Here is a 26,353-nt window from a genome sequence, read left to right as displayed (position 1 = left end):
CAATCTCCCGGCAGCGGCCGGCTTACGGTTTCGGATTGGCATTATCCGCCTTTTTGGCGGACTTGCCGTCGAACAGGCCAAACAGGGCGATGCCGATGGCACCCACCACGATGGCCGAATCGGCGATGTTGAACGAAGGCCAGGTGTAGCTGCCCACGTACCACTGGATGAAATCGACCACATGGCCATGCACCTGGCGGTCGATCACGTTGCCGATCGCGCCGCCGATGATCAGCGCGTACGGCACCGCCGCCTTCCAGTTGCCGCGCGCAGTGCTACGCAGCCACCAGGCCATCAGGCCGCTGATGGCGATCGCGAGCGCCGTGAAGAAGTACTTCTGCCAGCCACCGGCGTCGCTCAGGAAACTGAACGCGGCACCGGTGTTGTAGGTGCGGTACCAGTTCCAGAAGCCGTCGATGACCACCACCGGCTGGAACTCCGGCAGGCTCGACAACACCCAGGCCTTGGACCACTGGTCCAGGCCGATGATGGCGGCCGACAGCAGCAGCCAGACCAGGGCGTTCGGATGCGGACGTGCGGCGCTCATCAGAACCAGCTCCGCAGTTCGCCGGCACCGGTGATGTTGCTCACGCAGCGGCCGCACAGTTCCGGATGGTCGGCGTTGCTGCCGACGTCGGCGCGGTGGTGCCAGCAGCGCACGCACTTGGCCTTGGTGGTCGGCTGGGCGCTGACGAACACCTCGTCGGTGGTCGCCGGGCGCACCTGCACGTCGCCACTGATGAACAGGAAACGCAGTTCATCGGCCAGCGGCTGCCAGCGCGCGGCCTGCTCTTCGCTGGCGGCGATGGTGATTTCCGCTTCCAGCGCAGCACCGATCGCGCCGTTGGCACGCATCGGTTCCAGCACCTTGGCCACCTGCTCGCGCACGGCCAGCAGCTGGTCGAAGTCGGCGGCGTTGAGCTGGGCATCGGCCGGCAGCGGCGCCAGGCCGTCGTACCAGGTGGTGAACAGCACGTGTCCGGCATGCTCGCCCGGCAGGTAGCCCCACAGCTCGTCGGCGGTGAAGGTCAGGATCGGCGCCACCCAGCGGGTGAACGCTTCGGCGATGTGGTACATCGCGCTCTGCGCCGAACGGCGACCGTGCGAATCGGTCGGCATCGTGTACAGGCGGTCCTTGGTCACGTCCAGGTACAGCGAGCCCAGGTCCACGCTGCAGAAGTTCAGCAGCAGCTGCACGATCTCGGCCATGTTGTAGCCGTCGTAGGCCGCCTTGATCTTCTCCTGCAGCTCCCACGCGCGATGCACGATCCAGCGGTCCAGCGCGACCATCTGGTCGAGCGGCTGCAGGTGCTGGGCCGGATCGAAACCGTCCAGGTTGCCGAGCAGGAAGCGTGCGGTGTTGCGCAGGCGACGATAGGCGTCGGCGTTGCGCTTGAGGATCTCCTGCGACAGCGACATCTCGTTGCTGTAGTCGGCCGAGGCGATCCACAGGCGCAGGATATCCGCGCCCAGCTTGTTCATGATGTCCTGCGGCTCGATGCCGTTGCCCAGCGACTTGGACATCTTGCGGCCGTGCTCGTCCACGGTGAAGCCGTGGGTCAGGCACTGCTTGTACGGCGCGCGCTTGTCGATCGCCACGCCGGTCAGCAGCGAGGACTGGAACCAGCCGCGGTGCTGGTCGGAACCTTCCAGGTACAGGTCGGCCGGCTTGCCGAAGCCACGCGCCGCAAGCACGCCTTCATGGGTCACGCCCGAGTCGAACCAGACGTCGAGGATGTCGGTGACCTTCTCGTAGTCGGCCGCTTCGGCGCCCAGCAGTTCAGCAGCATCCAGCGAATACCACACGTCGATGCCCTCAGCCTCGACGCGGTCGGCGACCTGCTGCATCAGCTCCACCGAACGCGGGTGGATCTCGCCGGTCTGGCGATGGGTGAACAGTGCGATCGGCACGCCCCAGGTGCGCTGGCGCGAGATGGTCCAGTCCGGACGACCGTCGACCATGCTCTGGATGCGCGCCTTGCCCCAGGTCGGGAACCAGCCGACGGTGTCGATGGCGGCCAGCGCATCGTTGCGCAGGTTGGCCTTGTCCATCGAGATGAACCACTGCGGGGTGGCGCGGAACACCACCGGCGTCTTGTGGCGCCAGCAGTGCGGGTAGCTGTGGCGGATCGGGTGGAAGGCCAGCAGCGAACCGTTGTCGCGCAGCACGCCGACGATGGCCTCCTGCGCCTTCCACAGGTGCTGGCCAGCCAGCACCACGTCACCGGCCGGCGGGGTCGATTCCAGGTACACGCCACGGCCGTCGATCGGGGTCACCTGGCCAGCGTTGTACTTGTCCAGCAGGCCGTACTTCTGGCTGACCACGAAGTCTTCCTGGCCGTGGCCGGGGGCGGTGTGCACCGCACCGGTACCGTCCTCGTCGGAGACGTGGTCGCCGTTGAGCACCAGGATCTCGCGCTCCGGGTAGAACGGGTGCGCCAGCAGCTGGTTCTCCAGCGCGGCACCGGTGGTTTCACCGTGCAGCACCACGTTTTCGACGCCATAGCGCTGCAGCGCGCGCTCGGCCAGGGCCGCGGCCAGCACCAGCCAACGGCGCTTGCCGTTGTGCGCCGGGCCTTCGGCCAGCACGTAGTTGATCTCCGCGCCCAGCGACACCGCCAGCGAAGCCGGCAGCGTCCACGGGGTGGTGGTCCAGATCGGCACGGCCACTTCCACATCGGCCGGCACGCTCACGCCGAACGCCTGGCCGATGGCCTGCGCATCGCGCGCGGCGTAGGCCACGTCGATCGCCGGCGATTCCTTTTCCTGGTATTCGATCTCGGCCTCGGCCAGCGCCGAGCCACAGTCGAAGCACCAGTACACCGGCTTGGCGCCACGCACCAGGTGGCCGTTGGCCACGACCTTGGCCAGCGCACGGATCTCGTTGGCTTCGAAGTCGAAGCTCAAGGTCTTGTACGGGTTGTCCCAGTCACCGGTCACGCCCAGGCGCTTGAAGTCCACGCGCTGGATGTTGATCTGCTCTTCGGCGAACTCGCGGCACTTCTGGCGGAATTCGACGGCGTCGAGCTTGGTGCCGACCTTGCCCCACTTCTTCTCGACCGCGATCTCGATCGGCAGGCCGTGGCAGTCCCAGCCCGGCACGTAGGGCGCATCGAAGCCAGCCAGGTAGCGCGACTTGACGATGATGTCCTTCAGGATCTTGTTGACCGCGTGGCCGAGATGGATGCGGCCGTTGGCGTACGGCGGGCCGTCGTGCAGCACGAACAGCGGGCGGCCGGCGGCGTTGTCGCGCAGCTGCTGGTAGAGCCCCTGTTCTTCCCACCGCGCCAGAATGCCCGGCTCGCGCTTGGGCAGATCGCCGCGCATCGGGAATTCGGTGGCTGGCAGGTTCAGGGTGGTCTTGTAGTCCTGGCTCACGCAGTGGCTCGCAATCTATGTTCGGAAAGGATGGCGCGCGCCTGTTCGGCGTCGCGGTGCATCTGGTCGGTCAGTGCCGCCAGATCATTGAATTTCTCTTCGTCGCGCAGCTTGGCGACGAACTCCACGTCAATGTGGCGCCCGTACAGGTCGCCCTGGAAATCAAACAGGTGCGCTTCCAGCAGCGGCTCCACGCCGTCCACCGTCGGCCGCGTGCCGAAGCTGGACACCGACGGCCACGGCTGGTCGAACACGCCGTGCACCCAGGTCGCGTAGATGCCCGACAGCGCCGGGGTCTTCGGGAACCGCAGGTTGGCGGTGGGGAAGCCCAGCGTGCGGCCGAGCTGGCGCCCACGCACCACCCGGCCGCTGATCGCATACGGGCGGCCGAGCAGGTCGCCGGCACGGGCAAAGTCGCCGTCCTGCAGCAGCTGGCGGATGCGGGTGCTGGAGATGCGCTCGCCGTGCAGATCGACCGCTTCGATCTCGCCGGCGCTGAAGCCGAGCTCGGCGCCGAGCTGCTGCAGCAGGGCCAGGTCGCCGCGGCGGCGGTTGCCGAAGCAGAACTCCGGCCCGATCCAGACCTCACGCGCACTCAGGCGATTGACCAGCAGCTGGCGCACGAAGGTCTCGGCCGGCATCGCCGCCATCGCTGCGTCGAAACGCAGCAGGCCGATCGCATCGACGCCGAGCTCGCGCAGGATCTCGACCTTGCTGCGCGCCAGGGTCAGCCGCGGCGGCGGCGTGCCCTGGGCGAAGAATTCACGTGGCAGCGGCTCGAACGCCACGGCCACGGCGGCCACGCCCAAGGCGCGCGCGCGGGCAACCGCATGGCGCACCAGCGCACGATGGCCCAGATGGAGGCCGTCGAATGCGCCGATACAGACCACGCTTCCGTTGGGGAACAGCTCCCCGCCCTCGACGCTTCTGAACAGCCTGCTCATCAACTCTCGTTCCGGCCCGACCGGGGCCGCCGCTTCAATGGTGTAACCCTGAAGTATAGCCGCCACGGGCCGCGATCAATGCCCACGCAGGTCGCGCGGGCGGAAGCCCATCGCCAGCATGGCCACCGCATAGGTCGCGCCACCGCCGCCGACCAGCAGCATCAGGCCACCGATACGGTGCCATTTGTCCATGACGGTGAAGTCGGGAACCCAATGCAGCAGGGCCAACAGCACGCCGACCATGGCCGCACAGGCCAGCAGCAGCCGCACCAGATAGCCGCCCCAGCCCGGCCGGCGCTGGTAGACATCGGTCTTGCCCAGCCAGTACCAGAGCAGGCCCAGGTTCAGGTAACTGGACAGTGCGCTGGCGATGCCCAGCGCCAGGTGCAGGCCCGGCTGCTTGCCGATGGCCGCCATCACGCCCTGCGCCTTCAGCTCGTCCGGCACCATGACCTGGTAGAGCACGGCCAGCAGGGCGAAGTTGAACACCATGTTGGCCACCAGCGCGGCCACACCGGCACGGACCGGGGTCTTGGTGTCCTGGCGGGCATAGAACGCCGGCAGCACCACCTTCAGCAGGGCGAACGCCGGCAGGCCGAAACTCAGGCCGTACACCGACAGCGCGGTCATGCGGGTATCGAAGGCGGTGAACTGGCGGTACTGGAACAGAGTGGCGATCAGCGGCTCGGCCAGCAGCAGCAGGCCCAGCATGGCCGGCACCGAGATCAGCAGGGTCATCCGCAGGCCCCAGTCCAGCGAGCGCGAGAAACCCTCGCGGTCGGTGCTGACGTGATGGCGGGCCAGCGCCGGCAGGATCACCGTGCCCAGCGCCACGCCGAACACACCCAGCGGCAGCTCCAGGAAGCGATCGGCCAGCGACAGCCACGACTGCGAGCCGTCGGTCAGCTTGGCCGCGATGAGGGTATCCAGCAGCAGGTTGATCTGCGCCACCGACGAACCGAACAGGGTCGGCACCATCAGCGTCAGCACCTTGCGCACGCCCGGATGGCGCCAGCCCCAGCGCGGCAGGGTCAGCAGGTTGATGCCCTTCAGCGAGGGCAGCTGGAACAGCAGCTGCAGGATGCCGGCGGCGAGTACCGCCCAGCCCAGCGCCAGGATCTGTTTTTCCGGGGTGCCGCCCAGCTGCGGCGCCAGCCATAGCGCACCGGCGATCATGCACAGGTTGAGGATGACCGGGGTCAGCGCCGGCATCGCGAAACGCTGGAAGCTGTTCAGCGCGCCACCGGCCAGCGCGGTCAACGAGACGAACAACAGGAACGGGAAGGTCAGGCGGAACAGGTCGACCAGCAGGGTCTGCTTGACCGGGTCGGTATCAGCACCACTCGAGAATGCGACCGCCAGCTGCGGCGCGAAGATCAGCGCCAGCGCGGTAACCAGCATCAGCACCCCACCCAGGGTGCCGGCGGTGCGGGCCATCAGTTCACGCAGCTCGGCATGACTGCGGGTTTCCTTCACTTCCGTGAACACCGGCACGAAAGCGGTGGCGAAGGAGCCTTCGGCGAACAACCGGCGCAGGAAATTGGGTACCCTGAAGGCAACCCAGAACGCATCGGTAACCGCATTGGTGCCGAACGTGGTGGTGATCACCTGGTCACGGACAAGTCCGAGCACCCGCGAGACCATGGTCATGCTGCTGAACGACAGCAGGCCTCGCAACATCTTCGGTGAACTCACTCAGCGTCCCTCTTGACAATCGACTTGACGTGCATTTCTCGGGCCATCATACTAGCTAGCTTGCTGTTCCCATAACACCGATTTTTTCAGGAAACCACCACCGTGGCCAATATCAAGTCCGCCAAGAAGCGCGCCAAGCAGACCGTCGTGCGCAACGCGCGCAACGTGGCTCAGCGCTCGATGCTGCGCACCGCTGTCAAGAAAGTGATCAAGGCGCTGGACGCCAACGATGCCGCCGGCGCCGAAGCCGCCTTCGCCGTTGCCCAGCCGATCCTGGATCGCTTCAGCGCGCGTGGCCTGATCCACAAGAACAAGGCTGCTCGCCACAAGAGCCGCCTGAACGACCGCATCAAGGCCCTCAAGGCCGCCTGATCCGGCGTTGCCGCCCTGCCCCTTCGGGCAGGGCAGCAGACAAAAGAACCCGGCCCCGGCCGGGTTTTTTGTTGCCTGCGATCCACGCGATCCGGTAGTGCCGGCCGCTGGCCGGCAACCCATCGACGTTGCCGGCCAGCGGCCGGCACTACCACAACAAAAAAACCCGGCCGAAGCCGGGTTTTTCGCATGGAACCACAACAGCATTACTGCGCGTTGCGGGCTTCCAGCTCGTCTTCCTTCTGGCGATCGAAGAAGGCCATGATCCGGCTCATGATCGGGAAAGTACCTTCGCGGCCCAGCGCGGAGACCAGGAACCACGGCTCCTTCCAGCCCAGCTCGGCGACGATCTGTTCGGCCGCAGCCTTCGCTTCGTCTTCGAACATCAGGTCGGCCTTGTTCAGCACCAGCCAGCGCGGCTTCTGCAGCAGCTCCGGATCATGCTTTTCCAGTTCGCGCTCGATCGCGCGCACCTGCTCGACCGGGGAAATGCCTTCCACACCGCCTTCCATCGGCGAGATGTCCACCAGGTGCAGCAGCAGGCGGGTGCGCTGCAGGTGGCGCAGGAACTGCGCACCCAGGCCGGCACCGTCGGCAGCGCCTTCGATCAGGCCGGGAATGTCGGCAATCACGAAGCTGCGGTAGTTCTCCACCTTCACCACACCCAGGTTCGGGTACAGCGTGGTGAACGGGTAATCGGCCACCTTCGGCGTCGCCGCCGAAACGGCACGGATCAGGGTGCTCTTGCCAGCGTTGGGGAAGCCCAGCAGGCCGACGTCGGCCAGCAGCTTCAGCTCCAGCTTCAGCGTGCGCTCTTCGCCCGGCTCGCCCGGCAGCGCCTGGCGCGGCGAGCGGTTGGTCGAGCTCTTGAAGTGCATGTTGCCGAGGCCACCACGACCGCCCTGCGCCACCAGCAGGCGATCACCATGCCGGGTCAGGTCGCCGATGATTTCATCGGTGGCGACGTTGATCACCACGGTGCCGACCGGCACGGTGATGGTCAGGTCTTCGCCGCCCTTGCCATAGGCCTGGCGGCCCATGCCGTTCTCGCCACGCTGCGCCTTGAAGATGCGGTCATGGCGGAAGTCGACCAGGGTGTTCAGGTTTTCGTCGGCGCGGATGTACACGCTGCCGCCCGCACCGCCGTCGCCGCCGTCCGGGCCGCCGAGCGGAATGAACTTCTCGCGACGGAAGCCAATGCAGCCGTTGCCGCCGTTGCCGGCGAACACTTCGATTTCTGCTTCGTCTACCAGTTTCATTGTTTCGATGCCTGCGATGGGCGCGGCCTGCCTGCCGTCGCCTTGAATGTTATGCCAGCCGCTGGCCGGCAACCCGGCCTGGCCGGTCTTGCTTTCACTCTAACGAAAAGCCCCGCCGAAGCGGGGCTCTTCATGCAGCACCCCCATGCCGAGGCACGGGTGCCGGCGATGCCTGGATCAGGCGTCGGCCGAGACGATGCTGACGGTGCGGCGCTTCTTGGCGCCCTTGACCGAGAACTCCACCTTGCCGTCCACGAGGGCGAACAGGGTGTGGTCACGGCCCAGGCCAACGCCCGAACCCGGGTGGAACTGGGTGCCGCGCTGACGCACGATGATGTTGCCGGCTTCGATGGCCTGGCCGCCGAAGATCTTGACGCCCAGGTACTTCGGGTTGGAGTCGCGACCGTTGCGCGAGGAGCCTACGCCCTTTTTATGTGCCATGACTGCTTCTCCTGATGCTTAGCCGGCGATGCCGGTGATCTCGATTTCGGTGTAGTACTGACGGTGACCCTGACGCTTCATGTGGTGCTTGCGGCGACGGAACTTGATGATCCGGACCTTGTCAGCACGACCCTGGGACAGGACCTTGGCGGTGACGGCAGCGCCCTTCAGCGCATCGCCCAGCTTCACGCCGTCGCTGTCACCCAGCATCAGGATGTTGTCAAACTTGATCTCGCTGCCGACTTCGACTTCGAGCTTTTCAATGCGGAGCTTTTCGCCCTGCGCCACGCGGTATTGCTTACCGCCGGTGACCAGTACTGCGTACATGACCAGGCCTTCCTCTGTAGTTATTGTGGTCTGAGCTGCCGCCATCGAGGGCGGACAGGAGCGGAATTGTACGCAGATCAGCGGGCGCGGGTCAAGTCAACCCCTGAACGGCCCGGGGGCCCGGCTGGAACGGGGTCAGATCCCTTTTCACGTCGTGAAAAGGGATCTGACCCCTGCCTGTCGGCCTGTCTCATCAGGTGAGACATCGGGCTGGCATTGTCGCCCATTGCCCCCATCTGGTCACCTCGGTAGGCTGACCGATTGCCGTTCCCTGCTGGCCCGGCACCCAGCCAACGCCCCCACAACCGGATCCCCCATGGCGATGGATTTCATCCGCATCCGCGGCGCGCGGACGCACAATCTGAAGAACCTCGACCTCGACCTGCCCCGCGACAAGCTGATCGTGATCACCGGCCTGTCCGGTTCGGGCAAGTCCTCGCTGGCGTTCGACACCATCTATGCAGAAGGCCAGCGCCGCTACGTCGAGTCGCTGTCGGCCTATGCGCGCCAGTTCCTGAGCGTGATGGAAAAGCCGGACCTGGACCACATCGAAGGCCTGTCCCCGGCCATCTCGATCGAGCAGAAGTCGACCTCGCACAACCCGCGCTCGACGGTCGGCACCATCACCGAGATCTACGACTACCTGCGCCTGCTGTACGCCCGCGTCGGCACCCCGCGCTGCCCGGACCACGGCTACCCGCTGGAAGCGCAGACGGTCAGCCAGATGGTCGACCAGGTGCTGACGCTGGACCCGGAACAGCGCTACATGCTGCTGGCGCCGGTCATCCGCGACCGCAAGGGCGAACACGCACAGGTGTTCGACCAGCTGCGTGCGCAGGGCTTCGTGCGTGTGCGCGTGGACGGCGAGCTGTATGAAATCGATGCGGTGCCGCCGCTGGCGCTGCGCCAGAAGCACACCATCGAGGCGGTGATCGACCGCTTCCGCCCGCGCGAGGACATCAAGCAGCGCCTGGCCGAGAGCTTCGAGACCGCACTGAAGCTGGGCGATGGCATGGCCTCGGTGCAGAGCCTGGACACCGCCGACGCCACGCCGGCGCTGTTCTCCTCCAAGTACTCCTGCCCGGTGTGCGACTACTCGCTGCCGGAGCTGGAACCGCGCCTGTTCTCGTTCAACGCACCGATGGGCGCCTGCCCCGGCTGCGATGGCCTGGGCATCGCCGAGTTCTTCGATCCCTCGCGCGTGGTGGTGCATCCGGAGCTGTCGCTGGCCGCCGGTGCGGTGCGCGGCTGGGACCGCCGCAACGCCTACTATTTCCAGCTGATCGCCTCGCTGGCCAAGCACTACAAGTTCGACGTGGACGCCGCCTGGAACTCGCTGCCGGCCAAGGTGCAGCAGGCCGTGCTGTACGGCAGCGGCGACGAAACGATCACCTTCACCTACTTCACCGAAGCTGGCGGCCGCACCCAGCGCAAGCACCGCTTCGAGGGCATCATTCCCAACCTCGAACGCCGCTACAAGGAAACCGAGTCGCCGGCGGTGCGCGAGGAGCTGTCCAAGTACATCAGCGAACAGCCGTGCCCGGAATGCAATGGTGCGCGCCTGAACAAGGCGGCGCGCAACGTGTTCGTGGCCGATCGCCCGCTGCCGGAGCTGGTGGTGCTGCCGATCGACGAGGCACTGAAGTTCTTCAGTGAACTGAGCCTGCCGGGCTGGCGTGGCGAGATCGCCGCGAAGATCGTCAAGGAGATCGGCGAACGCCTCGGCTTCCTGGTCGATGTCGGCCTGGATTACCTGACCCTGGAGCGCAAGGCCGACACCCTGTCCGGTGGCGAGGCACAGCGCATCCGCCTGGCCAGCCAGATCGGTGCCGGCCTGGTCGGCGTGATGTACGTGCTCGACGAGCCGTCGATCGGCCTGCACCAGCGCGACAACGAACGCCTGCTCGGTACGCTCACCCGCCTGCGTGACCTGGGCAATACGGTGATCGTGGTCGAACATGACGAGGATGCGATCCGGCTGGCCGACTACGTGCTGGACATCGGCCCGGGCGCGGGCGTGCACGGCGGCGAGATCGTCGGCCAGGGCACCCTGCAGGACATCCTGGAGGCACCGCGCTCGCTGACCGGCCAGTACCTGTCGGGCAAGCGCGCGATCGAGATTCCGGCGCGCCGGCACGCGCCGAACCCGAAGATGACCCTGCACCTGCGCGGGGCGACCGGCAACAACCTGAAGGGCGTGGACCTGGCGATTCCGTCGGGCCTGCTGACCTGCGTGACCGGTGTATCCGGCTCGGGAAAGTCGACCCTGATCAACGACACCCTGTTCTCGCTGGCCGCCAATGAGATCAACGGCGCCTCGCACCCGATCGCTCCGTACAAGGAGATCGATGGCCTGGACCTGTTCGACAAGGTGGTGGACATCGACCAGTCGCCGATCGGCCGCACCCCGCGCTCGAACCCGGCCACCTACACCGGCCTGTTCACACCGCTGCGCGAACTGTTCGCACAGGTGCCCGAAGCGCGTGCACGCGGCTATTCGCCGGGCCGCTTCAGCTTCAACGTGCGCGGCGGCCGCTGCGAAGCCTGCCAGGGTGACGGCCTGATCAAGGTCGAGATGCACTTCCTGCCGGACGTGTACGTGCCCTGCGACGTCTGCCATGGCAAGCGCTACAACCGCGAGACGCTGGAGATCCTGTACAAGGGCTTCAACATCAACGACGTGCTGGAAATGACCGTCGAGGATGCGCTGAAGCTGTTCGAACCGGTGCCGTCGATTGCGCGCAAGCTGGAAACGCTGGTCGACGTCGGCCTGAGCTACATCAAGCTGGGCCAGAGCGCGACCACGCTGTCTGGTGGTGAAGCGCAGCGCGTGAAGCTGTCCAAGGAACTGTCGCGCCGCGATACCGGCCGCACCCTGTACATCCTCGACGAGCCGACCACCGGCCTGCACTTCCACGACATCGAAGCGCTGCTGGGCGTGCTGCACAAACTGCGCGACGAAGGCAACACGGTGGTGGTGATCGAGCACAACCTGGACGTGATCAAGACCGCCGACTGGATCGTTGATCTGGGTCCGGAAGGCGGCCATCGCGGCGGCACCATCCTGGTCACCGGCACGCCGGAAGACGTGGCGGCCTGCCCGCAGTCGTACACCGGCCAGTTCCTTGCGCGCATGCTGCCGTCCACCCACGCGCGCCCGGAGCAGCCGGCCGCCGTGGCGAACAAGCCCGACGCCCGCCCGCCGCGCAAGGTGAAGCCTGAAAAGGCCGAGAAGCCGGCGAAGAAGGCCGTGGCAGCCAAGAGCACCGGCAAGACCAGCAAGACCGCCACTGCCAGCAAGAAGAAAAAGGACGCCTGATGAGCAGCGAACACAAGATCCTGGCCCGCATCCCGATCAGCGTGCGCTGGCGTGACATGGACAGCATGGGCCATGTGAACAACGCCAAGTACATCTCCTACCTGGAAGAAGCGCGCGTGCGCTGGATGCTGGGTGTGGACGGTGTGTCGATGACCGACCGCATCGCACCCGTGGTGGCCGCGACCAACGTCAACTACCGGCTGCCGATCGTGTGGCCCAACGACATCCTGGTCGAACTGTTCGTCGAGCGCCTGGGCAACAGCAGCGTGACCATCGGCCACCGCATCGTCGACCAGCAGGACGAATCGAAGCTCTATTCGGACGGCAACGTGGTGGTGGTCTGGATGGACACCCAGACCGGCAAGAGCGCGCCGCTGCCGGACGCGATCCGCAGCGCGTCGACCTGACGCCTCCTCGGTAGATGCCGACCTTGGTCGGCACTGCCTGTTGCCGCGCCTCGTAGAGTCGAGCTTGCTCGACTGCTGTTCACGGGATCAGTCGAGCAAGCTCGACTCTACCCACCCTGATCAAAGGACTGACATGATCCACCAGACTGAACTGAGCGACCTGCTGCCCGGCATGGTCGCCTTCCCCACCGACGTCTTTCCCGCCGACCAAGCTTGGCTCGGCCAGCACCTACTGCCGCTGCTGAAGATCGACCTCGGCGTGCTGCGCCCGGAACTGGCCGGCCAGGTGGCAACGATGCTGTGCCCGATCGAGCCGTATGACGGCTGCATCGGCGAGACCACAGAAGAACACCACAACGATTTCACCGGCACCAACTGGATCGCCTTCGAACTGACCGCCGGCAACGAGATGCGCTTCCTCGGCAACGCGGGCTATTTCATCGGTGATGCGGTGCAGGACAAGGATGCGCAGGAACACATCGCGCAGATGCGCGAGAGCTACGCCAAGGCCCGCGATTACCATGCCACGCATGGCCGCCTCGCCTGCTACTCGCGCTATGGCAAGGGTGAGGCCAGCGAGCGCGATTATCTGGATACGCTGGGTGGCCCGATCAGTTTCGGCAACTGGACCGAAACCGCAGAGATTCCCGCGGCATTCGAGCTGGGTTTCACCGAAGCTGCCGATGACCCCAACGCTGCGGACGATGCCGAAACAGTGATCATCACCCGCAATGGCAACAAATTCTTCGCCGTGGCCGACGTGGCCGGCTACAACTGGTGCGCCACCGGCGCCGATGCGATCGTGATGCTGTACGAGCCGGAAAGCCGCACGGTGCTGTTCTCGTACGACTGGTCGTAAGCCCCCTGGTAGTGCCGGCCGCTGGCCGGCATTTCGCGTCCTGCCGGCCAGCGGCCGGCACTACCGGATACTCCGTTCGCCCCCAGCGCCCTCAACGCTACGGCAACCATCCCAATCGTCGCTTCATCCGTAGAGTCGAGCTTGCTCGACTGCTGCTGGCCGGGGCCGTCGAGCAAGCTCGACGCTACGACGGCCATCCCAACCCCTTGCGTCAGCAGCAGCGTGCCGTTTCCCCGCGCGCTTACGGCGCGGCCTTGCGCACCACCAACGTCGCGCTCGCTTCGCCACCGCCTTCCAGCTGCAGCCGCAACGGCAGCGCCTGCCCTTCCTTCAACGCGCCCTTGCCCTGCATCAGCATCAGGTGCAGGCCACCGGGCTTGAGCTCGGCGCGCGCGCCCGGCGCCAGCGGCAGACGCTCGATCGCGCGCATCCGGCTGACCCCATCCGTGATCGTGGTTTCGTGCAGCGACACATCATTGAAGCTGCTGCTGGTCGCGCCAGTGATCGCCACCGCCTTGCTGCAGCCGTTGTGGATCACGCCGTAGCCGGCGGTCATCGGCATCGCCGGATTCGGTGGCAACCGCGCCCAGCCCTGCTCCACCGTGACGCAGTCCGGTTCCGCCGCCGAGACCGATGCTGCGGCCGCACACAGAACCAACAGTACGCCAACGAATGGTTTGGTTATCATCGCCCAGGTTCCTTCTTCGCAACGAGACCGCAGCATGACGACGCTCATCGAGGTGATCAACCATGGCCCCATCCGCGAACTGCGCCTGGCGCGGCCGCCGGTCAACGCGCTGGACACCGAACTGTGCCGGCAGTTGATCCACGCCATTGAACTGGCCATGGCCGAAGACGCGCACGGCATCGTGCTGTCGGGCAGCGAGCGCATCTTCACCGGTGGCATGGACGTGCCGCACCTGCTCTCGCATGGTGATGACAAGCACAAGTTGTTGGACACCTGGAACGCCTTCTTTGGCGCCGTGCGCACGCTGGCCGAGAGCCGTATCCCGGTGGTCGCGGCGATCACCGGCCACGCACCGGCGGGTGGCTGCGTGCTGGCCCTGTGCTGCGACTACCGGGTGATGGCGCGCAGCGCCGATCCGTCGCGGCCGTATGCCATCGGCCTGAACGAAGTGCAGGTGGGCCTGATCGCGCCGGAGGGCATCCAGCGCCTGCTGCGCCGTGCGGTGGGCGTGCACCGCGCCGGCGTCCTGCTGACCACCGGCTCGCTGGTGCCGGCCGAACAGGCGCTGCAGATCGGCCTGGTCGACGAACTGGCCGAAGGCGACCTGGTGGTGGCGCGCGCCATCGCTTGGCTGCAGAACCTGCTCAAGCAGCCGCGCCAGCCGATGCTGCTGACCCGCGCCATTGCCCGTGCCGACCTGCACGAAGCCCTGCACCCGGACCTGATCCAGCTCGACCGCTTCGTCGAGGCCTGGTTCGCCCCGGATGCGCAGAATGCCCTGCAGGCGCTGGTCGCCCGGCTGGGCAAGTAACCGGTAGTGCCGGCCGCTGGCCGGCAACCGCAGGTGCCCCAGGAGGATCATGAGGTTGCCGGCCAGCGGCCGGCACTACCAATGATGGACTGGCCTGCAACGGTATAATCGGGGCCTCTTCATTGCTGTGGCCGCCCCCTTGAACGACACGCCCGAACCCGTCGTCTCCGAGCTGATCGACCTGCTCACGCTGGAGCGGCTGGAGGACAACCTGTTCCGCGGGCAGAGCCGCGACATCGGCACCAAGTACGTGTTCGGCGGCCAGGTGCTGGGCCAGGCGCTGGCTGCGGCGCAGGCCACGGTCGACAACGGGCGCCACGTGCACTCGCTGCACGCCTACTTCCTGCGCGCCGGCAACATCGACCACCCCATCGTCTACGACGTGGACCGTACCCGCGACGGCGGCAGTTTCTCGGTGCGCCGCGTCACTGCGATCCAGCACGGCAAGGTGATCTTCTTCTGCGCGGCCTCGTTCCAGCAGGCCGAGACCGGCGCCGAGCACCAGCACAAGATGCCCGAAGTGCCGCAGCCGGAAGACATCGAACCGAACCGCCCGCTGCCGGCCGAAGTGCTGGAGCGGCTGCCAATCAAGGTGCAGCGCTGGCTGTCACGCGGCGGCCCGTTCGAGTTCCGCCACGTCTACCCGCGTGACGAACTCAACCCGCCCAAGCGCCCGCCCTACCACCAGGTGTGGCTGCGCCTGAGCGAGCCGGTCGGCGATGCCCCGGAGCTGCACCAGGCGCTGCTGGCCTATGCCTCCGACTTCCACCTGCTGGGCACCGCCACGTTCCCGCACGGCATCAGCTACTACCACCCGCACGTGCAGATGGCCTCGCTCGACCACGCGATCTGGTTCCACCGCTCGTTCCGTGCCGACGACTGGCTGCTGTACTCGCTGGACAGCCCCAGCGCGCAGGATTCGCGCGGCCTGGCCCGCGGCCAGTTCTTCACCCGCAATGGCGTACTGGTGGCCAGCACCGCGCAGGAAGGCCTGATCCGCGTGGTTCCCGACCAGGCCGCGGCCGCCGCCGTGCCGGCCAAGGACTGATCCGATGCGCCAGATCTTCAGCAGCCAGCGTGTGGAAACCGTTGAAGGCGTCGCCGAGCTCCTGCGCGGGCATGGCATCGACGTCAAGGTGACCAATGGGCGCTCGTACAAGACCCGTCGCCGCGGCCAGTTCAGCTATACCGACCTGGGCAACGCCAACGCCTACCCAGCGGTGTGGATCGTGCGCGCCGACGACCAGCCGCGCGCGCGTGAAATCCTGCGCGAGGCGCGGCTGCTCGACACCACTCGCCGCGACCATCCGACCGCCGAATTCGCCTTCCGCGACACCGCAGAGACGACCGGCGGCGGCCGTGGCTGGGCCTGGCGCATCCGCATCGCCCTGCTGGTGGTGATCGCCGGCGTGGCGCTGGTGATCGGCCTGCGCCATCGCGGCGCCCCGGCGCCGGTCGCACCGGCCCCTGCCCCGCAGGCCCAGCCGCAGCAGGCGCAACCGGCCCCGCAGGCCGCACCGGAAGAGGAAGAAGTCCGGGTCCGCATCCAGCCCTCGAAATGACGCACGGGTAGTGCCGGCCGCTGGCCGGTAGCCGCAAAAAGGGGACGGAGGGGATTAAGTCGTTTGTGCCTCAAACGACTTGATCCCCTCCGTCCCCTTTTTTGTCATGAGGATGCCGGCCAGCGGCCGGCACTACCGCACAGAAAGTCGGTCACATTGGGCGCGCGGCTCCGTCTTGGGACACAATCCCAGCAGGAGAGCCGCCGCCATGACGACGTTCGCCGCATCGATCGACCAGACCCTGGAACGCGAACTGCCTGCCGCTGCCAGCGGTTGCCAGCACGCCTATGGCCGCATCGTGCTGGCCTGCCAGAACACGGTTACCGCCATCGCGCTGGCCATTACCCGCGATCGTCAGGCCAGCGAGGACATCGCCCAGGAGGCCTTCGTGAAGGGCTGGCAGCAGCTGCACCAGCTGCGCAGCTCGACCAGTTTCCTGCCGTGGCTGCGGCAGATCACCCGCAACCTGGCCCGCGACTGGCTGCGCACTCAGCGCGGCCGGCCGCTGACCGGCGAGGCCGCCGAGGTGGCGATGGGCATGGCGGCCGACCCGGCCCCGGGCGCGGCCGACCGCCTGCAACGGGTGGAAGAAGAGATCGCCGCCGAGGACATCATCTCCGCGTTGCCGGCCGACAGCCGCGAAGTGCTGCTGCTGTACTACCGCGAAGGCCAGCGTTCGCAGCAGGTGGCTGACCTGCTCGGGCTCAGTGACGCCGCCGTGCGCAAGCGCCTGTCGCGTGCCCGCGCCCTGGTGCGCGACGGCCTGCTGCAGCGCTTCGGTGAATTCGCGCGCAGCAGCGCACCCAGTGCCGCGTTCGCTACGGCGGTGGTTTCGATGGTACTGGTGGCTGCGCCCGGCACGGCCAGTGCTGCGGTGCTGCTCGGCACCGGTGTCGGCATCGGCGGCAGCAAGCTTGGCCTCGGCGGTGCCAGCGCTGCGGGCGGCACCGCGATGGGCTCGCTGACTGCCACGCTGGGCCAGCTGCACGTGCTGCCGGCCGAAAGCTGGGGGGCGGTGATCGGCGGTGTGGTCGGTGGAGCGATCGGCAGCTATCTGGGCGGACGCTTCCTGATGTCATACACCGAAACGGCGTCCGAGCGCGCCGATGTGCGCCGGTTCCTCTACCTCAACATCATCACCGGCATGTTCTGGTGCCTGGCGATCCTGCTGGCTGTGATGCTGCAGGCGCCGGTCTGGGCGCAGCTGACGGTGCTGGCGGTCGGGCTGGTCGTGGTCAACTACCAGTGCCTGGTGCCGCTGCAGCGGGTAATGGCGCCGATGATCGCGCGCGATTCGGCGCGGCGCGGCCGCAGCGGGACCAACTGGAAATACGAGTCCATGTATGGCCGCACCGGCATCATCGCCATGAACCTGATGGTCATCGCGCTGGTGGTGTACTCACTGATGCGCAGCGGCCGCCTGTAACGGACAACGCCGGCAGTGCGCCGGCGTTGTCATCATTCACTGCGTTGAACCTGAGCGCTGCGGCTTCGGCGCGGCGCCATCGCGCGGACCGCCGTGGCGCGGGCCACCGTGCATCGGGCCCTTGGCCGCATCGAACTCGGCCTTGCTCAGCTGGCCATCCTTGTTGGTGTCGGCGGCGGCGAACCAGGCATCACGACGCTGCTTCATGCGCAGCTCGCGGTCGGCCTTGTCCAGGTAACCGTCCTTGTTGAGGTCGAGCTCGTCGAAGCGCGCGGCCAGGCGCTGATCGGCCTTGGCTTCCTCGCGGCTGATGCGGCCGTCCTTGTTGACATCCAGCTTGGCCCAGCGCTCACCGCCGTGGCCACCACGGCGACCGTGCTGCCAGCGCGGCAGCTCATCGCGCGAGAGCTTGCCGTCCTTGTTCTTGTCCAGCTCGTCGAACTTCGCGGCCAGGCGCGGGTTGGCAGCGGCTTCGCTGCGGTCGATGAGGCCGTCGCCGTTGGTGTCCAGCTTGGCCGGGCGCTGCGCCGGCGCAGTCGGGGCATCGGCGGCCAGCGCGATACCGGTAGCGGAAGTGCCGAGCAGCAGGGCCAGCAGCAGGGGGGTACGGATCATGAGGTCACTCCTGGGGATGGGGATTGCGTCGGGGTGATCACTTCACCCTCGGGGGACAACAACGCCCGGGCGCGACATCGGTTGACGCCGCTGCCGGTTCCATTCATCCGGCGGACAGTCGCCGCCACTGCGACAGCCTGGGGCTATGCTGTGCCCATGGCGATACACGGCGACAGAGACGACGAACTGCGACTTTTCCAGACCGGCGAGCACCCCTGCGGGTATTGGTCGGACCGGGTGGCGCGCGACCTGGTGCTGGACCCGCACGATCGCCGCCTTGGCGGCCTGTACCCGCTGGCACTGAGCTGGGGCTTCCGCCGCAGCGGCGACCTGGTCTACCGGCCGCACTGCGCACACTGCCAGGCCTGCGTGGCGGTGCGTATTCCGGTGGCCCGCTTCGCCCCGGACCGCAGCCAGCGCCGCTGTGCCGCCCGCAATGACGACCTGGAGGTGCGGATCACCGCCGCCACCGCCCGCGACGACCTGTTCGCGCTGTATCACCGCTACCTGACCCACCGCCATGCCAACGGCGGCATGGATGACCACGGCCCGCACGAGTTCGAGCAGTTCCTGATCGGCAGCTGGTCACACACCCGCTTCATGGAGATGCGCCTGCCCGGCCACGATGGCCAGCCCAGCCAGCTGCTGGGGGTGGCGGTGACCGACGTCACCGAGCATGGCCTGTCGGCGGTCTACACCTTTTTCGACCCGGACCATGCCGCGCGCGGGCTGGGCACCTTCGCGATCCTGCAGCAGATTGAATGGGCGCGCCGCGAGGGCCTGCCGCACGTGTACCTGGGTTACTGGATCCGCGGGCATCAGAAGATGGACTACAAGCGTCGCTATCGACCGCTGGAAGCCTACGACGGCCGCCGCTGGCACGATTTCGACGACGAACTGGACGGACGCTGACAAACCACTGACACCGGGCCGGGTGCACAATACGGCGCATGAACCTCCGACCCCAGATCCTCGCCCTGGCCCTGCTCTGCGGCGCCACCGCCCCCGCCTTCGCCACTTCCCCTGCGATGACCGAAAAGCCGTCCGCTGCGCTGCGCCTGGCCACCTACAACACCTCGCTGTACTCCGATGAGACCGGTGGCCTGATCAAGGAACTGGAAGGCGACAGCGAGCACGCGCGCAAGATCGCCGCGGTGCTGCAGCAGGCGCGCCCGGACCTGGTGCTGCTGAACGAATTCGATTTCGACGACGCCCACCGCGCCGCCGACCTGTTCCAGAAACGCTACCTGGAAGTGGCCCAGCCCGGCGGCGGCAAGCCGCTGCACTTCGCCTACCGCTACCTGGCCCCGGTCAACACCGGCGTGCCCAGCGGCCTGGACCTGGACAACAACGGCGTGGTCGGCGGCGAAGGCCGCAGCCGCGGCAACGATGCCTGGGGCTACGGCCTGCACCCGGGCCAGTACGGCATGCTGGTGCTGTCGCGCTACCCGATCGATGAAGCCAAGGTGCGCAGCTTCCAGCTGCTGAAGTGGAGCGCGATGCCGGGCGCGATCCGTCCGGTCGACCCGCGCACCGGCAAGAGCTTCTACAACGACCACGTGTGGTCGCAGCTGCGGCTGTCGTCGAAGTCGCACTGGGACGTGCCGGTGAAGACCCCGGCCGGCGTGGTGCACGCGCTGGTCTCGCACCCGACCCCGCCGGTGTTCGACGGCCCGGAAAAGCGCAACGCCGCGCGCAACCACGACGAACTGCGCCTGTGGCAGGAATACCTGTCCAAGGGTGACAAGCCGTGGCTGTGCGACGACAAGGGCCAGTGCGGCGGCCTGGCGCAGGACGCGCGCTTCGTGATCCTCGGCGACCTCAACAACGACCCGGTCGACGGCGATGGCCGCCATGAGGCGATCGTCGAACTGATCGAGAACGCCCGCGTGCTGCGCTACCCCACCCCGCGCAGCGTCGGCGGCGAGCAGACCAGCCTGGCCTATGCGGCCAAGGGCATCGAGCGCAAGGGCGCACCGTTCCATGCCACCGGCGATTTCGGCCCGAAGTCCGGCACCATGCGCCTGGACTACGTGCTGCCCTCGACCGGTTTCGAGTACATCGGCAGCGGCGTGTTCTGGCCGGCCAATGAAAGCCCGGAAGCGAAGATCGCCGATGGCAGCGACCATCACCTGGTGTGGGTGGATGTGAAATAACAAAAAGGGGACGGAGGGGATTAAGTCGTTTGTGCCACAAACGACTTAATCCCCTCCGTCCCCTTTTTGCTTTACGGGCGCAGTTCGACGCCGATCGCTTCGGCGGCATCACGCGCGATGGCGCGCGCTTCGTCGATGGTTTCCGCGCGCGCCAGGGTCACGCCCACGCGGCGGTGGCCATGCACGCTCGGCTTGCCGAACAGGCGCACGGCGGTGTCCGGCACCTGCAGGGCGGCGGCGACGTTGTTGAAGTACGGCACGCCCTCGCCATGCGCCAGCAGCGCGCACGAGGCCGACGGGCCGCTCTGGCGGATCACCGGGATCGGCAGGCCGAGGATGGCGCGCGCATGCAGCGCGAACTCGCTCAGCTCCTGCGAGACCAGCGTCACCAGGCCGGTGTCGTGCGGGCGCGGCGACACTTCGCTGAACCACACCTCGTCGCCCTTCACGAACAGCTCGACACCGAACAGGCCCCAGCCACCGAGGTCATCGGTGATCACGCGCGAAATCTCTTCGGCACGCGCCAGTGCCGCGCTCGACATCGGCTGCGGCTGCCAGCTCTCGCGGTAGTCGCCGTCCTTCTGCAGATGGCCGATCGGCGCGCAGAACGAGGTGCCGCCGGCATGGCGCACGGTCAGCAGGGTGATCTCGTAATCGAAATCGATGAAACCTTCGACGATGCAGCGGCCGGCACCGGCACGGCCACCGGTCTGCGCATAGTCCCAGGCGGGTGCGATGTCCGCCTCGCTGCGCAGGGTGCTCTGGCCCTTGCCCGAGGATGACATCACCGGCTTGACCACGCACGGCAGGCCGATGGCGGCCACGGCGGCGCGGTACTCGGCTTCGGTATCGACGAAGCGGTACGGCGAGGTCGGCAGGCCCAGGGTCTCGGCGGCCAGGCGGCGGATGCCTTCGCGGTCCATGGTCAGGCGCGCGGCGCGCGCGGTCGGGATCACCCGCAGGCCCTGCTCCTGTTCCAGCTGGACCAGGGTTTCGGTGTGAATGGCCTCGATCTCCGGCACCACCAGGTGCGGCTGCTCCTGGGCGATCAGCGCACGCAGGGCCATCGCATCGAGCATGTCGATCACGTGCGAGCGGTGCGCGACCTGCATGGCCGGGGCATCGGCATAGCGGTCGGCGGCGATCACTTCCACGCCCAGCCGCTGCAGCTCGATGGCCACCTCCTTGCCGAGTTCGCCCGAGCCGAGCAGCAGCACGCGGGTGGCGGAGGGGGACAACGGAGTTCCAAGCTTGGCCATGGCGGTTCCAGCAGCGATGTGAAGGCGGGTGGGCATTCTAGCTGGCCGGGCACCCCGGCCATGGCATCCGACGAACGGTAGTCGACAAGTGATATCACTTTGATATCTTCATTCCGAACCCTCAAGGACGTACCGCCATGAAAGAGAAGTCGCTGTCTTCGCTCAACGGCCTCGGCACGCTGGCCGGCGCCCTGCTTGTCGCCCTCGCCGGCGCCGCCCTGTTCGTACTGGGGGTAGCAGCCAAGGCCAGCACCGGCTCGCCCAACCTGCTGCTGATGCTGGCCGGCATCCTGGTGGCGGCGCTGGCGGTCTTCGCCCTGGCCGGCCTGTACACGGTCCAGCCCAACCAGGCGGCGGTGCTGAGCCTGTTCGGCAAATACGTGGGCACCGTGAAGGACAACGGCCTGCGCTGGAACAACCCCTTCTACGCCAAGCGCCGGGTCAGCCAGCGCGTGCGCAACTTCGAGAGCGGCAAGCTGAAGGTCAACGAGCTGGACGGCAGCCCGATCGAGATCGCCGCGGTCATCGTCTGGCAGGTGGTCGATGCCTCCGAGGCGGTCTACAACGTGGACGACTACGAGAGCTTCGTGCACATCCAGTCCGAATCGGCGCTGCGCGCGATGGCCACCAGCTACCCCTACGACCAGCATGAGGATGGCCAGCTGGCCCTGCGCAGTCATGCCAGCGAGATTTCCCAGCACCTGAAGAACGAACTGGCCGAGCGCCTGGCCGACGCCGGCGTGCAGGTCATCGACGCACGCATCAGCCACCTCGCCTACGCCGCCGAAATCGCCCAGGCGATGCTGCAGCGGCAGCAGGCCAACGCGGTGATCGCCGCACGCACGCGCATCGTTGCCGGTGCGGTCGGCATGGTCGAGATGGCCCTGGCCGAACTGCAGAAGAACGGCGTGGTGCAGCTGGACGAGGAACGCAAGGCGCACATGGTCAGCAACCTGCTGACCGTGCTGTGCTCGGACCGCGGCACCCAGCCGATCGTCAATGCAGGCTCGCTGTATTGAGCCACACTCGCAACGGGGCGCCCCACCGCCCCGCCAGGAGCCCCCATGAGTGAGAAGAAAGCCTACCCGCTGCGCATCAACGCCGACGTCCTGGCTGCGGCGCAGCGCTGGGCTGATGACGAGCTGCGCAGCCTCAACGCGCAGATCGAGTACGTGCTGCGCGACGCGCTGCGCAAGGCAGGACGCCTGCCCAAACCCAAGGCATCGCCGGAGGACAAGGAATGAGCAAGCGCTGGAGCTACCAGACCATCGAGGTCAAGACCTCCATGATGGGCGTACTCAAGGCCGAGGATGTCCAGGCCGAGCTGAGCCGGCAGGGCCAGCTGGGCTGGGAGCTGGTCAACATCATCATCCCGGCGCCGATGCGCCCGGCGATGCTGGTGTTCAAGAAGGAGGCCTGAACCATGGGCGGCAGTGACCCGAAACCCTTTGACGTGGCCGAGAGTTCGCCGCTGCGCGTGCTGTGGATCGTGCTGCCGCTGCTGGCTGCCTTCGTGGCCTGCCTGTATGCGCAGCTGTACAAGGCACCGGCGAACGCACCCTGGATCGAAGTAACGCTGTCGCCGCCCTGGTTCCGGATGGGCGGCAGTGCGGCATGGAGCCTGATCGTCATCGCTGTACTCGCTGTCGGGCTGGGGGCCGCATTCTTCCGCCGCCGGGTGGAGCTGGCCGGCAACGTGCTGGACGTGCGCTCGACGATGTACCGGCGGCGCGTGCCGGTGGCGCAGCTGCGGCTGGACCAGGCCGAGGTGGTCGACCTGCAGCGTGACCGCCGCTATGGCATCCGTGTCAAAACCAATGGCTATTCAATGCCGGGCTTCTACTCGGGCCACTTCCGCCTGCAGGGAGGCGGCAAGGGCTTCGCCCTGGTCACCGACCGTGCGCGTGTCCTCGCCCTGCCGGTCAGTGATGGCAGCACGCTGCTGCTCAGCGTGGACCGGCCGCAGGCGCTGCTCGATGCGCTGCGCAAGGTGGCCGCGTCGGCACCACGGCAGTAAGCTGAGGCGATGCAACGACGCCCGCCCCTGCTGATCAACACCGAGGCCATCGAGCTGTGGCCCGCCCACCTGTTGCGCGCACGCAGCAACCTGGATGCACGCCTGCTGTCGCAGGCGCAGTGGGTGCTGCGGCGCAAGCGTGATGGCCGCTATCTGGCGGCGGTACTGCCGCACGGCGTGCATTCGATGGTGCCGCGCCTGCCGCGCGAGCCCGGGGTCGAGGATGCACTGGCGCTGCTGGACACCGCGGCTGCACGGCCCTTCGGCGCCGGACTGGAAGATCAGTGGCTGCCGCTGGCCGGGTTGCAGCAGCGCCTGCAGCAGCTTGGCCTGGACCCGCAGCGCTACGCCGACGACAGCGGCCTGCCGCTGGAACCCGAACCCTGCCTGCTGCATTTTGCCGGCCGCGATCGCTTCGCCCGCCCGCTATGGCTGCGCCGTGGCGCCGCGCAGGGCTGGCGACGGATGCGACTGCATGCGGCACAGGATGGCATTGCGCTGGACGCCATCTCCGGCTTCCGCAGCCATGCCTACCAGTTGGGCATCTTCGAACGGAAGCTGGCGCGCGGCCTGAGCGTGGCGGAGATCCTGAAGGTGAATGCCGCACCGGGTTTCAGTGAACACCACAGCGGCCATGCGCTGGACATCGGTACACCGGGCGACGCCCCGGCTGAAGAATCGTTCGAAGCCACCGACGCGTTTGCGTGGCTGCAGGCGAATGCCGGTGGGCATGGCTTCCAGCTGAGCTACCCGCGCGACAACCCGCATGGGATCGTCTACGAACCTTGGCACTGGTGCTGGAGACCGGCCAACGGCTGAGCCCCTCGTGGCGGCTGCACGGCGAACTTCATGGAGCTGTCCGGGCGGATTCCGCGTGTGCCCGCCACGAAATGGGACAAGAAGGCAAAGGCAAAGCTCGAAGCCCCTGTAACGGATCAGCGCGCAGCTGTTGGGTCCGCCTTCAAGCGAGCCGAGCACCGCAGGTCCGGCGAGGGCGAAGAGGTGCGGGTGTCTGAGCGCAGCGAGTTCCCGCACCGTCCCTCGACGGGCCGAGGAGCACAGGGGACCGGTGCGCAGCACCGGCTCGCGGCCGGCGGCGCGTTTCTTTTGGTTACTTTTCTTTTCGCGCGAAAAGAAAAGTAACGCCCATGAACCCTTAGGATCGCATCGGCATGGATCGAAGCGACAGCCCTGCGACCGTCACCGCCTCAACGCATTGATCGCCAGCAACACCCATCCAGCCATCATGCTGGTGCCACCGATCGGTGCCATCCGCGTCGGCCACTGCCACAACGCACCGCCCACCAGGCTGCCGGAAAACAGCAGCACGCCCAGCAGCAGCACGTACAACGCCAGGTGCGCGATCGCGCCCTGCGCGCGCGGCCCGAGCGCCACCAGTACCGCGCCATGCGCGAACGCATAGAGCGCCGCCATGTTCAGATGCTGCTGCGCCAGCGGGTCGGCCACACCGTGCGAGGCATAGGCCGACAGGCCGATAGAGGCGGCGGCCAGCAGCGCCCCCAGGCAGGCCAGCAGTGATGGCTTACGTGCGCGACGTTCGAGATTGAACATGTGGGCTCCTTGCGCAGCGCCCTTGCCGGGCGCCAGATGAAAAAAAACGCGCCGCAATGAGCGGCGCGTTTTCGTGTCCAACACTACATGGGTCAGCCGAGGCTTACTTGACGGCCCAGTAGATGTCGTAGGTCGCTTCCGGGGTGAACGACTTGTCCAGACCGTCCTTCCAGGTTTCGTACGGGCGATCGACCACTTCCGAACCGTTGGTCACAGCCCAGGCACGCAGGCCGTTGCGGGCCACGTCCAGACCCGCCATGTGGCCGGTGTAGGCGGCATGCGCCGAACGGTGCGGGGCCACGTGCACGTACTTGACTGGAGCGCCGCCGTCGATCTTGACGGTCAGCTCTTCAGCAGTGGCACCTTCAGCACCCTTCTTCTTCACCGGCTGGGCGATGTCGAAGGCGTACTTCTCCTGACCGAAATCGGTGGTGATGATGCGGAACGGACCGGCGGCTTCAAGGCCGTTGGCCTCCATCACGCGCTTGATCCACTCCTGGTTGTCCTTGATGGACTTGGTGATCGTGTCCTGACCGCGGTCCACGTTACCGGCGTTGACGACCAGCAGGTCTTCAGCCGGCACATTGACGATGGCCAGATCGGTCAGCGGGGCTTCCGGGGTGCGGTAGTCCACGTTCGGGACGCTGGCCAGCATGTTGGCCATACGCGACAGACCCATCTTGATGTCGTCGCCGATCTGGCGGCTGACATACAGGCCGGCATAACGGCCGAACAGGTCGAAGCCGTACTTCACCGAGTAGTCCTGGGTGATCTTGACGTTGCGGCCACCCTTGCCGGTCGGCTCCAGCGTGAAGGTGGTGATCTTGTCGTGACCCTTGGTGGCGTCATCGATGGCGATCGCAACACGCTTGTTCTCTTCGGCTTCGGTGATCTTCCAGGAACCGGTGCCCAGGTCCTTGGAGGTGAAGTCGAGGGTGGCACCGACGCCGGAGGCCGGGCCGGACAGCTTCAGTTCAACGGCGGGATCGCGCAGTACCAGCGGGTTCCAGTCCTTGAAGCGGCGCAGGCTGCTGACCGTGTCGTACACGATCGTCATCTTGCGGTTGGTCTCGATGCTTTCGGTGATGTGACGCTCGCCCGGCAGACATACGCCAATGATGACGAACAGGCCAGCCACGATCCCCAAGGCGATCAGGAACTCGATAATACGGGTCATTCAGAGAGTCTCCGGGGCCGATCCCACGGCCGGGTTGATTGAAGCGAAGCGCCAATCCTAGCAGGCTTC

At 66.8% G+C, this 26,353-nt stretch carries 28 protein-coding genes; 16 read left to right on the top strand and 12 right to left on the bottom strand.

Translation table 11 applies throughout. The features are described 5' to 3' along the window. Positions 1-22 precede the first annotated feature (22 nt). From lspA to murJ, 4 genes are all read right to left on the bottom strand, one after another. Positions 23-547, bottom strand: a complete 525-nt coding sequence (lspA, locus tag ACZLIB_RS06475; RefSeq protein ID WP_153856385.1) for a signal peptidase II — start codon at positions 545-547, stop codon at positions 23-25. Beyond that, entirely contained in the window at positions 547-3,378 is a 2,832-nt protein-coding gene (ileS, locus tag ACZLIB_RS06470; RefSeq protein WP_197610257.1) for an isoleucine--tRNA ligase, read from the bottom strand. Before ileS ends, lspA begins: the two co-directional genes overlap by 1 nt. Next, entirely contained in the window at positions 3,375-4,322 is a 948-nt protein-coding gene (locus tag ACZLIB_RS06465; RefSeq protein WP_032127582.1) for a bifunctional riboflavin kinase/FAD synthetase, read from the bottom strand. Before ACZLIB_RS06465 ends, ileS begins: the two co-directional genes overlap by 4 nt. A gap of 75 nt (positions 4,323-4,397) precedes the next feature. Then, complete coding sequence (gene murJ / locus ACZLIB_RS06460) at positions 4,398-6,002, bottom strand: murein biosynthesis integral membrane protein MurJ (protein ID WP_125895443.1); 1,605 nt, start codon at positions 6,000-6,002, stop codon at positions 4,398-4,400. Between the two features lie 117 nt (positions 6,003-6,119). On the opposite strand from murJ, the gene rpsT reads away from it, so the two are divergent. Beyond that, a complete protein-coding gene (gene rpsT, locus ACZLIB_RS06455; RefSeq protein WP_005408560.1) occupies positions 6,120-6,389 on the top strand; it encodes a 30S ribosomal protein S20 in 270 nt (89 codons plus the stop codon). Positions 6,390-6,595: 206 nt separating this feature from the next. Here the strand turns inward: rpsT and cgtA are convergent, their stop codons facing one another. The 3 genes from cgtA to rplU all read right to left on the bottom strand — a co-directional run bounded on the left by cgtA (position 6,596) and on the right by rplU (position 8,416). Then, the gene (cgtA, locus tag ACZLIB_RS06450; RefSeq protein WP_049398916.1) at positions 6,596-7,648 is read right to left on the bottom strand and encodes an Obg family GTPase CgtA; all 1,053 of its coding nucleotides are present in this window, start codon (positions 7,646-7,648) and stop codon (positions 6,596-6,598) included. Positions 7,649-7,825: 177 nt separating this feature from the next. Next, on the bottom strand, positions 7,826-8,089 hold the full coding sequence (rpmA, locus tag ACZLIB_RS06445; RefSeq protein WP_005415704.1) for a 50S ribosomal protein L27: 264 nt from the start codon (positions 8,087-8,089) through the stop codon (positions 7,826-7,828). Between the two features lie 18 nt (positions 8,090-8,107). Next, the gene (rplU, locus tag ACZLIB_RS06440) at positions 8,108-8,416 is read right to left on the bottom strand and encodes a 50S ribosomal protein L21 (RefSeq protein ID WP_005408557.1); all 309 of its coding nucleotides are present in this window, start codon (positions 8,414-8,416) and stop codon (positions 8,108-8,110) included. Between the two features lie 316 nt (positions 8,417-8,732). Here rplU and uvrA point away from each other — a divergent pair, with 316 nt between their 5' ends. The 3 genes from uvrA (at position 8,733) to ACZLIB_RS06425 (ending at position 13,001) form a co-directional block, all read left to right on the top strand. Beyond that, on the top strand, positions 8,733-11,735 hold the full coding sequence (uvrA, locus tag ACZLIB_RS06435) for an excinuclease ABC subunit UvrA (RefSeq protein ID WP_478469421.1): 3,003 nt from the start codon (positions 8,733-8,735) through the stop codon (positions 11,733-11,735). Continuing rightward, a complete protein-coding gene (locus tag ACZLIB_RS06430) occupies positions 11,735-12,142 on the top strand; it encodes an acyl-CoA thioesterase (RefSeq protein WP_032127586.1) in 408 nt (135 codons plus the stop codon). The genes uvrA and ACZLIB_RS06430 overlap by 1 nt, the downstream gene beginning before the upstream one ends. Positions 12,143-12,275: 133 nt before the next feature. Continuing rightward, positions 12,276-13,001 carry an enolase gene (locus tag ACZLIB_RS06425; protein WP_478469420.1) on the top strand — a complete coding sequence of 242 codons (726 nt, stop codon included), beginning with the start codon at positions 12,276-12,278 and terminating at the stop codon, positions 12,999-13,001. A gap of 241 nt (positions 13,002-13,242) precedes the next feature. On the opposite strand, the gene ACZLIB_RS06420 is transcribed toward ACZLIB_RS06425, so the two are convergent. Then, a complete protein-coding gene (locus tag ACZLIB_RS06420) occupies positions 13,243-13,689 on the bottom strand; it encodes a copper chaperone PCu(A)C (protein ID WP_478469419.1) in 447 nt (148 codons plus the stop codon). Between the two features lie 34 nt (positions 13,690-13,723). Here ACZLIB_RS06420 and ACZLIB_RS06415 point away from each other — a divergent pair, with 34 nt between their 5' ends. The 4 genes from ACZLIB_RS06415 (at position 13,724) to ACZLIB_RS06400 (ending at position 17,488) form a co-directional block, all read left to right on the top strand. After that, the gene (locus tag ACZLIB_RS06415) at positions 13,724-14,500 is read left to right on the top strand and encodes an enoyl-CoA hydratase/isomerase family protein (protein WP_032127589.1); all 777 of its coding nucleotides are present in this window, start codon (positions 13,724-13,726) and stop codon (positions 14,498-14,500) included. Between the two features lie 127 nt (positions 14,501-14,627). Then, complete coding sequence (tesB, locus tag ACZLIB_RS06410) at positions 14,628-15,548, top strand: acyl-CoA thioesterase II (RefSeq protein WP_478469418.1); 921 nt, start codon at positions 14,628-14,630, stop codon at positions 15,546-15,548. 4 nt (positions 15,549-15,552) lie between these two features. Further along, the gene (locus ACZLIB_RS06405) at positions 15,553-16,062 is read left to right on the top strand and encodes a pathogenicity-like protein (protein WP_478469416.1); all 510 of its coding nucleotides are present in this window, start codon (positions 15,553-15,555) and stop codon (positions 16,060-16,062) included. Positions 16,063-16,270: 208 nt separating this feature from the next. After that, positions 16,271-17,488, top strand: coding sequence for an RNA polymerase sigma factor (locus tag ACZLIB_RS06400; protein WP_478469415.1), 1,218 nt, complete (start codon positions 16,271-16,273; stop codon positions 17,486-17,488). A 36-nt stretch (positions 17,489-17,524) separates the two neighbouring features. Here the strand turns inward: ACZLIB_RS06400 and ACZLIB_RS06395 are convergent, their stop codons facing one another. After that, positions 17,525-18,103 (bottom strand): EF-hand domain-containing protein, encoded by a 579-nt coding sequence (locus ACZLIB_RS06395; protein WP_478469414.1) that lies wholly within the window; start codon positions 18,101-18,103, stop codon positions 17,525-17,527. Between the two features lie 156 nt (positions 18,104-18,259). Between ACZLIB_RS06395 and ACZLIB_RS06390 the strand changes: the two genes are divergently transcribed. Next, positions 18,260-19,015, top strand: coding sequence for an arginyltransferase (locus ACZLIB_RS06390; protein ID WP_032127594.1), 756 nt, complete (start codon positions 18,260-18,262; stop codon positions 19,013-19,015). Between the two features lie 38 nt (positions 19,016-19,053). Continuing rightward, positions 19,054-20,259 (top strand): endonuclease/exonuclease/phosphatase family protein, encoded by a 1,206-nt coding sequence (locus ACZLIB_RS06385; protein WP_164081499.1) that lies wholly within the window; start codon positions 19,054-19,056, stop codon positions 20,257-20,259. 71 nt (positions 20,260-20,330) lie between these two features. On the opposite strand, the gene purT is transcribed toward ACZLIB_RS06385, so the two are convergent. Beyond that, complete coding sequence (gene purT, locus ACZLIB_RS06380; protein ID WP_032127596.1) at positions 20,331-21,518, bottom strand: formate-dependent phosphoribosylglycinamide formyltransferase; 1,188 nt, start codon at positions 21,516-21,518, stop codon at positions 20,331-20,333. A 137-nt stretch (positions 21,519-21,655) separates the two neighbouring features. On the opposite strand from purT, the gene ACZLIB_RS06375 reads away from it, so the two are divergent. The 6 genes from ACZLIB_RS06375 to ACZLIB_RS06350 are packed head-to-tail and all read left to right on the top strand — an operon-like array spanning position 21,656 to position 24,678. Beyond that, complete coding sequence (locus ACZLIB_RS06375) at positions 21,656-22,537, top strand: SPFH domain-containing protein (RefSeq protein WP_478469413.1); 882 nt, start codon at positions 21,656-21,658, stop codon at positions 22,535-22,537. 45 nt (positions 22,538-22,582) lie between these two features. Further along, positions 22,583-22,762: a type II toxin-antitoxin system antitoxin gene (locus ACZLIB_RS06370; RefSeq protein ID WP_049398902.1), complete on the top strand. Its 180-nt coding sequence runs from the start codon at positions 22,583-22,585 to the stop codon at positions 22,760-22,762. Next, positions 22,759-22,938 carry a DUF4177 domain-containing protein gene (locus tag ACZLIB_RS06365; RefSeq protein ID WP_032127598.1) on the top strand — a complete coding sequence of 60 codons (180 nt, stop codon included), beginning with the start codon at positions 22,759-22,761 and terminating at the stop codon, positions 22,936-22,938. Before ACZLIB_RS06370 ends, ACZLIB_RS06365 begins: the two co-directional genes overlap by 4 nt. A gap of 3 nt (positions 22,939-22,941) precedes the next feature. Continuing rightward, the gene (locus tag ACZLIB_RS06360) at positions 22,942-23,535 is read left to right on the top strand and encodes a PH domain-containing protein (RefSeq protein ID WP_032127599.1); all 594 of its coding nucleotides are present in this window, start codon (positions 22,942-22,944) and stop codon (positions 23,533-23,535) included. Positions 23,536-23,544: 9 nt separating this feature from the next. Further along, complete coding sequence (locus tag ACZLIB_RS06355; protein WP_032127600.1) at positions 23,545-24,354, top strand: M15 family metallopeptidase; 810 nt, start codon at positions 23,545-23,547, stop codon at positions 24,352-24,354. Between the two features lie 30 nt (positions 24,355-24,384). Beyond that, on the top strand, positions 24,385-24,678 hold the full coding sequence (locus ACZLIB_RS06350; protein ID WP_132809553.1) for a hypothetical protein: 294 nt from the start codon (positions 24,385-24,387) through the stop codon (positions 24,676-24,678). A gap of 57 nt (positions 24,679-24,735) precedes the next feature. On the opposite strand, the gene ACZLIB_RS06345 is transcribed toward ACZLIB_RS06350, so the two are convergent. Together ACZLIB_RS06345 and ACZLIB_RS06340 are read right to left on the bottom strand one after the other, a co-directional pair. After that, entirely contained in the window at positions 24,736-25,107 is a 372-nt protein-coding gene (locus ACZLIB_RS06345) for a DUF423 domain-containing protein (RefSeq protein ID WP_019659313.1), read from the bottom strand. 103 nt (positions 25,108-25,210) lie between these two features. Continuing rightward, positions 25,211-26,284, bottom strand: coding sequence for a polyketide cyclase (locus ACZLIB_RS06340; protein ID WP_032127602.1), 1,074 nt, complete (start codon positions 26,282-26,284; stop codon positions 25,211-25,213). Between the last annotated feature and the right edge of the window lie 69 nt (positions 26,285-26,353).

The organism is Stenotrophomonas sp. 220_Sma (assembly GCF_056487375.1).
The sequence above is the reverse complement of the archived record's forward strand: the minus strand, read 5'-3'. Positions and strand labels throughout refer to the sequence as shown.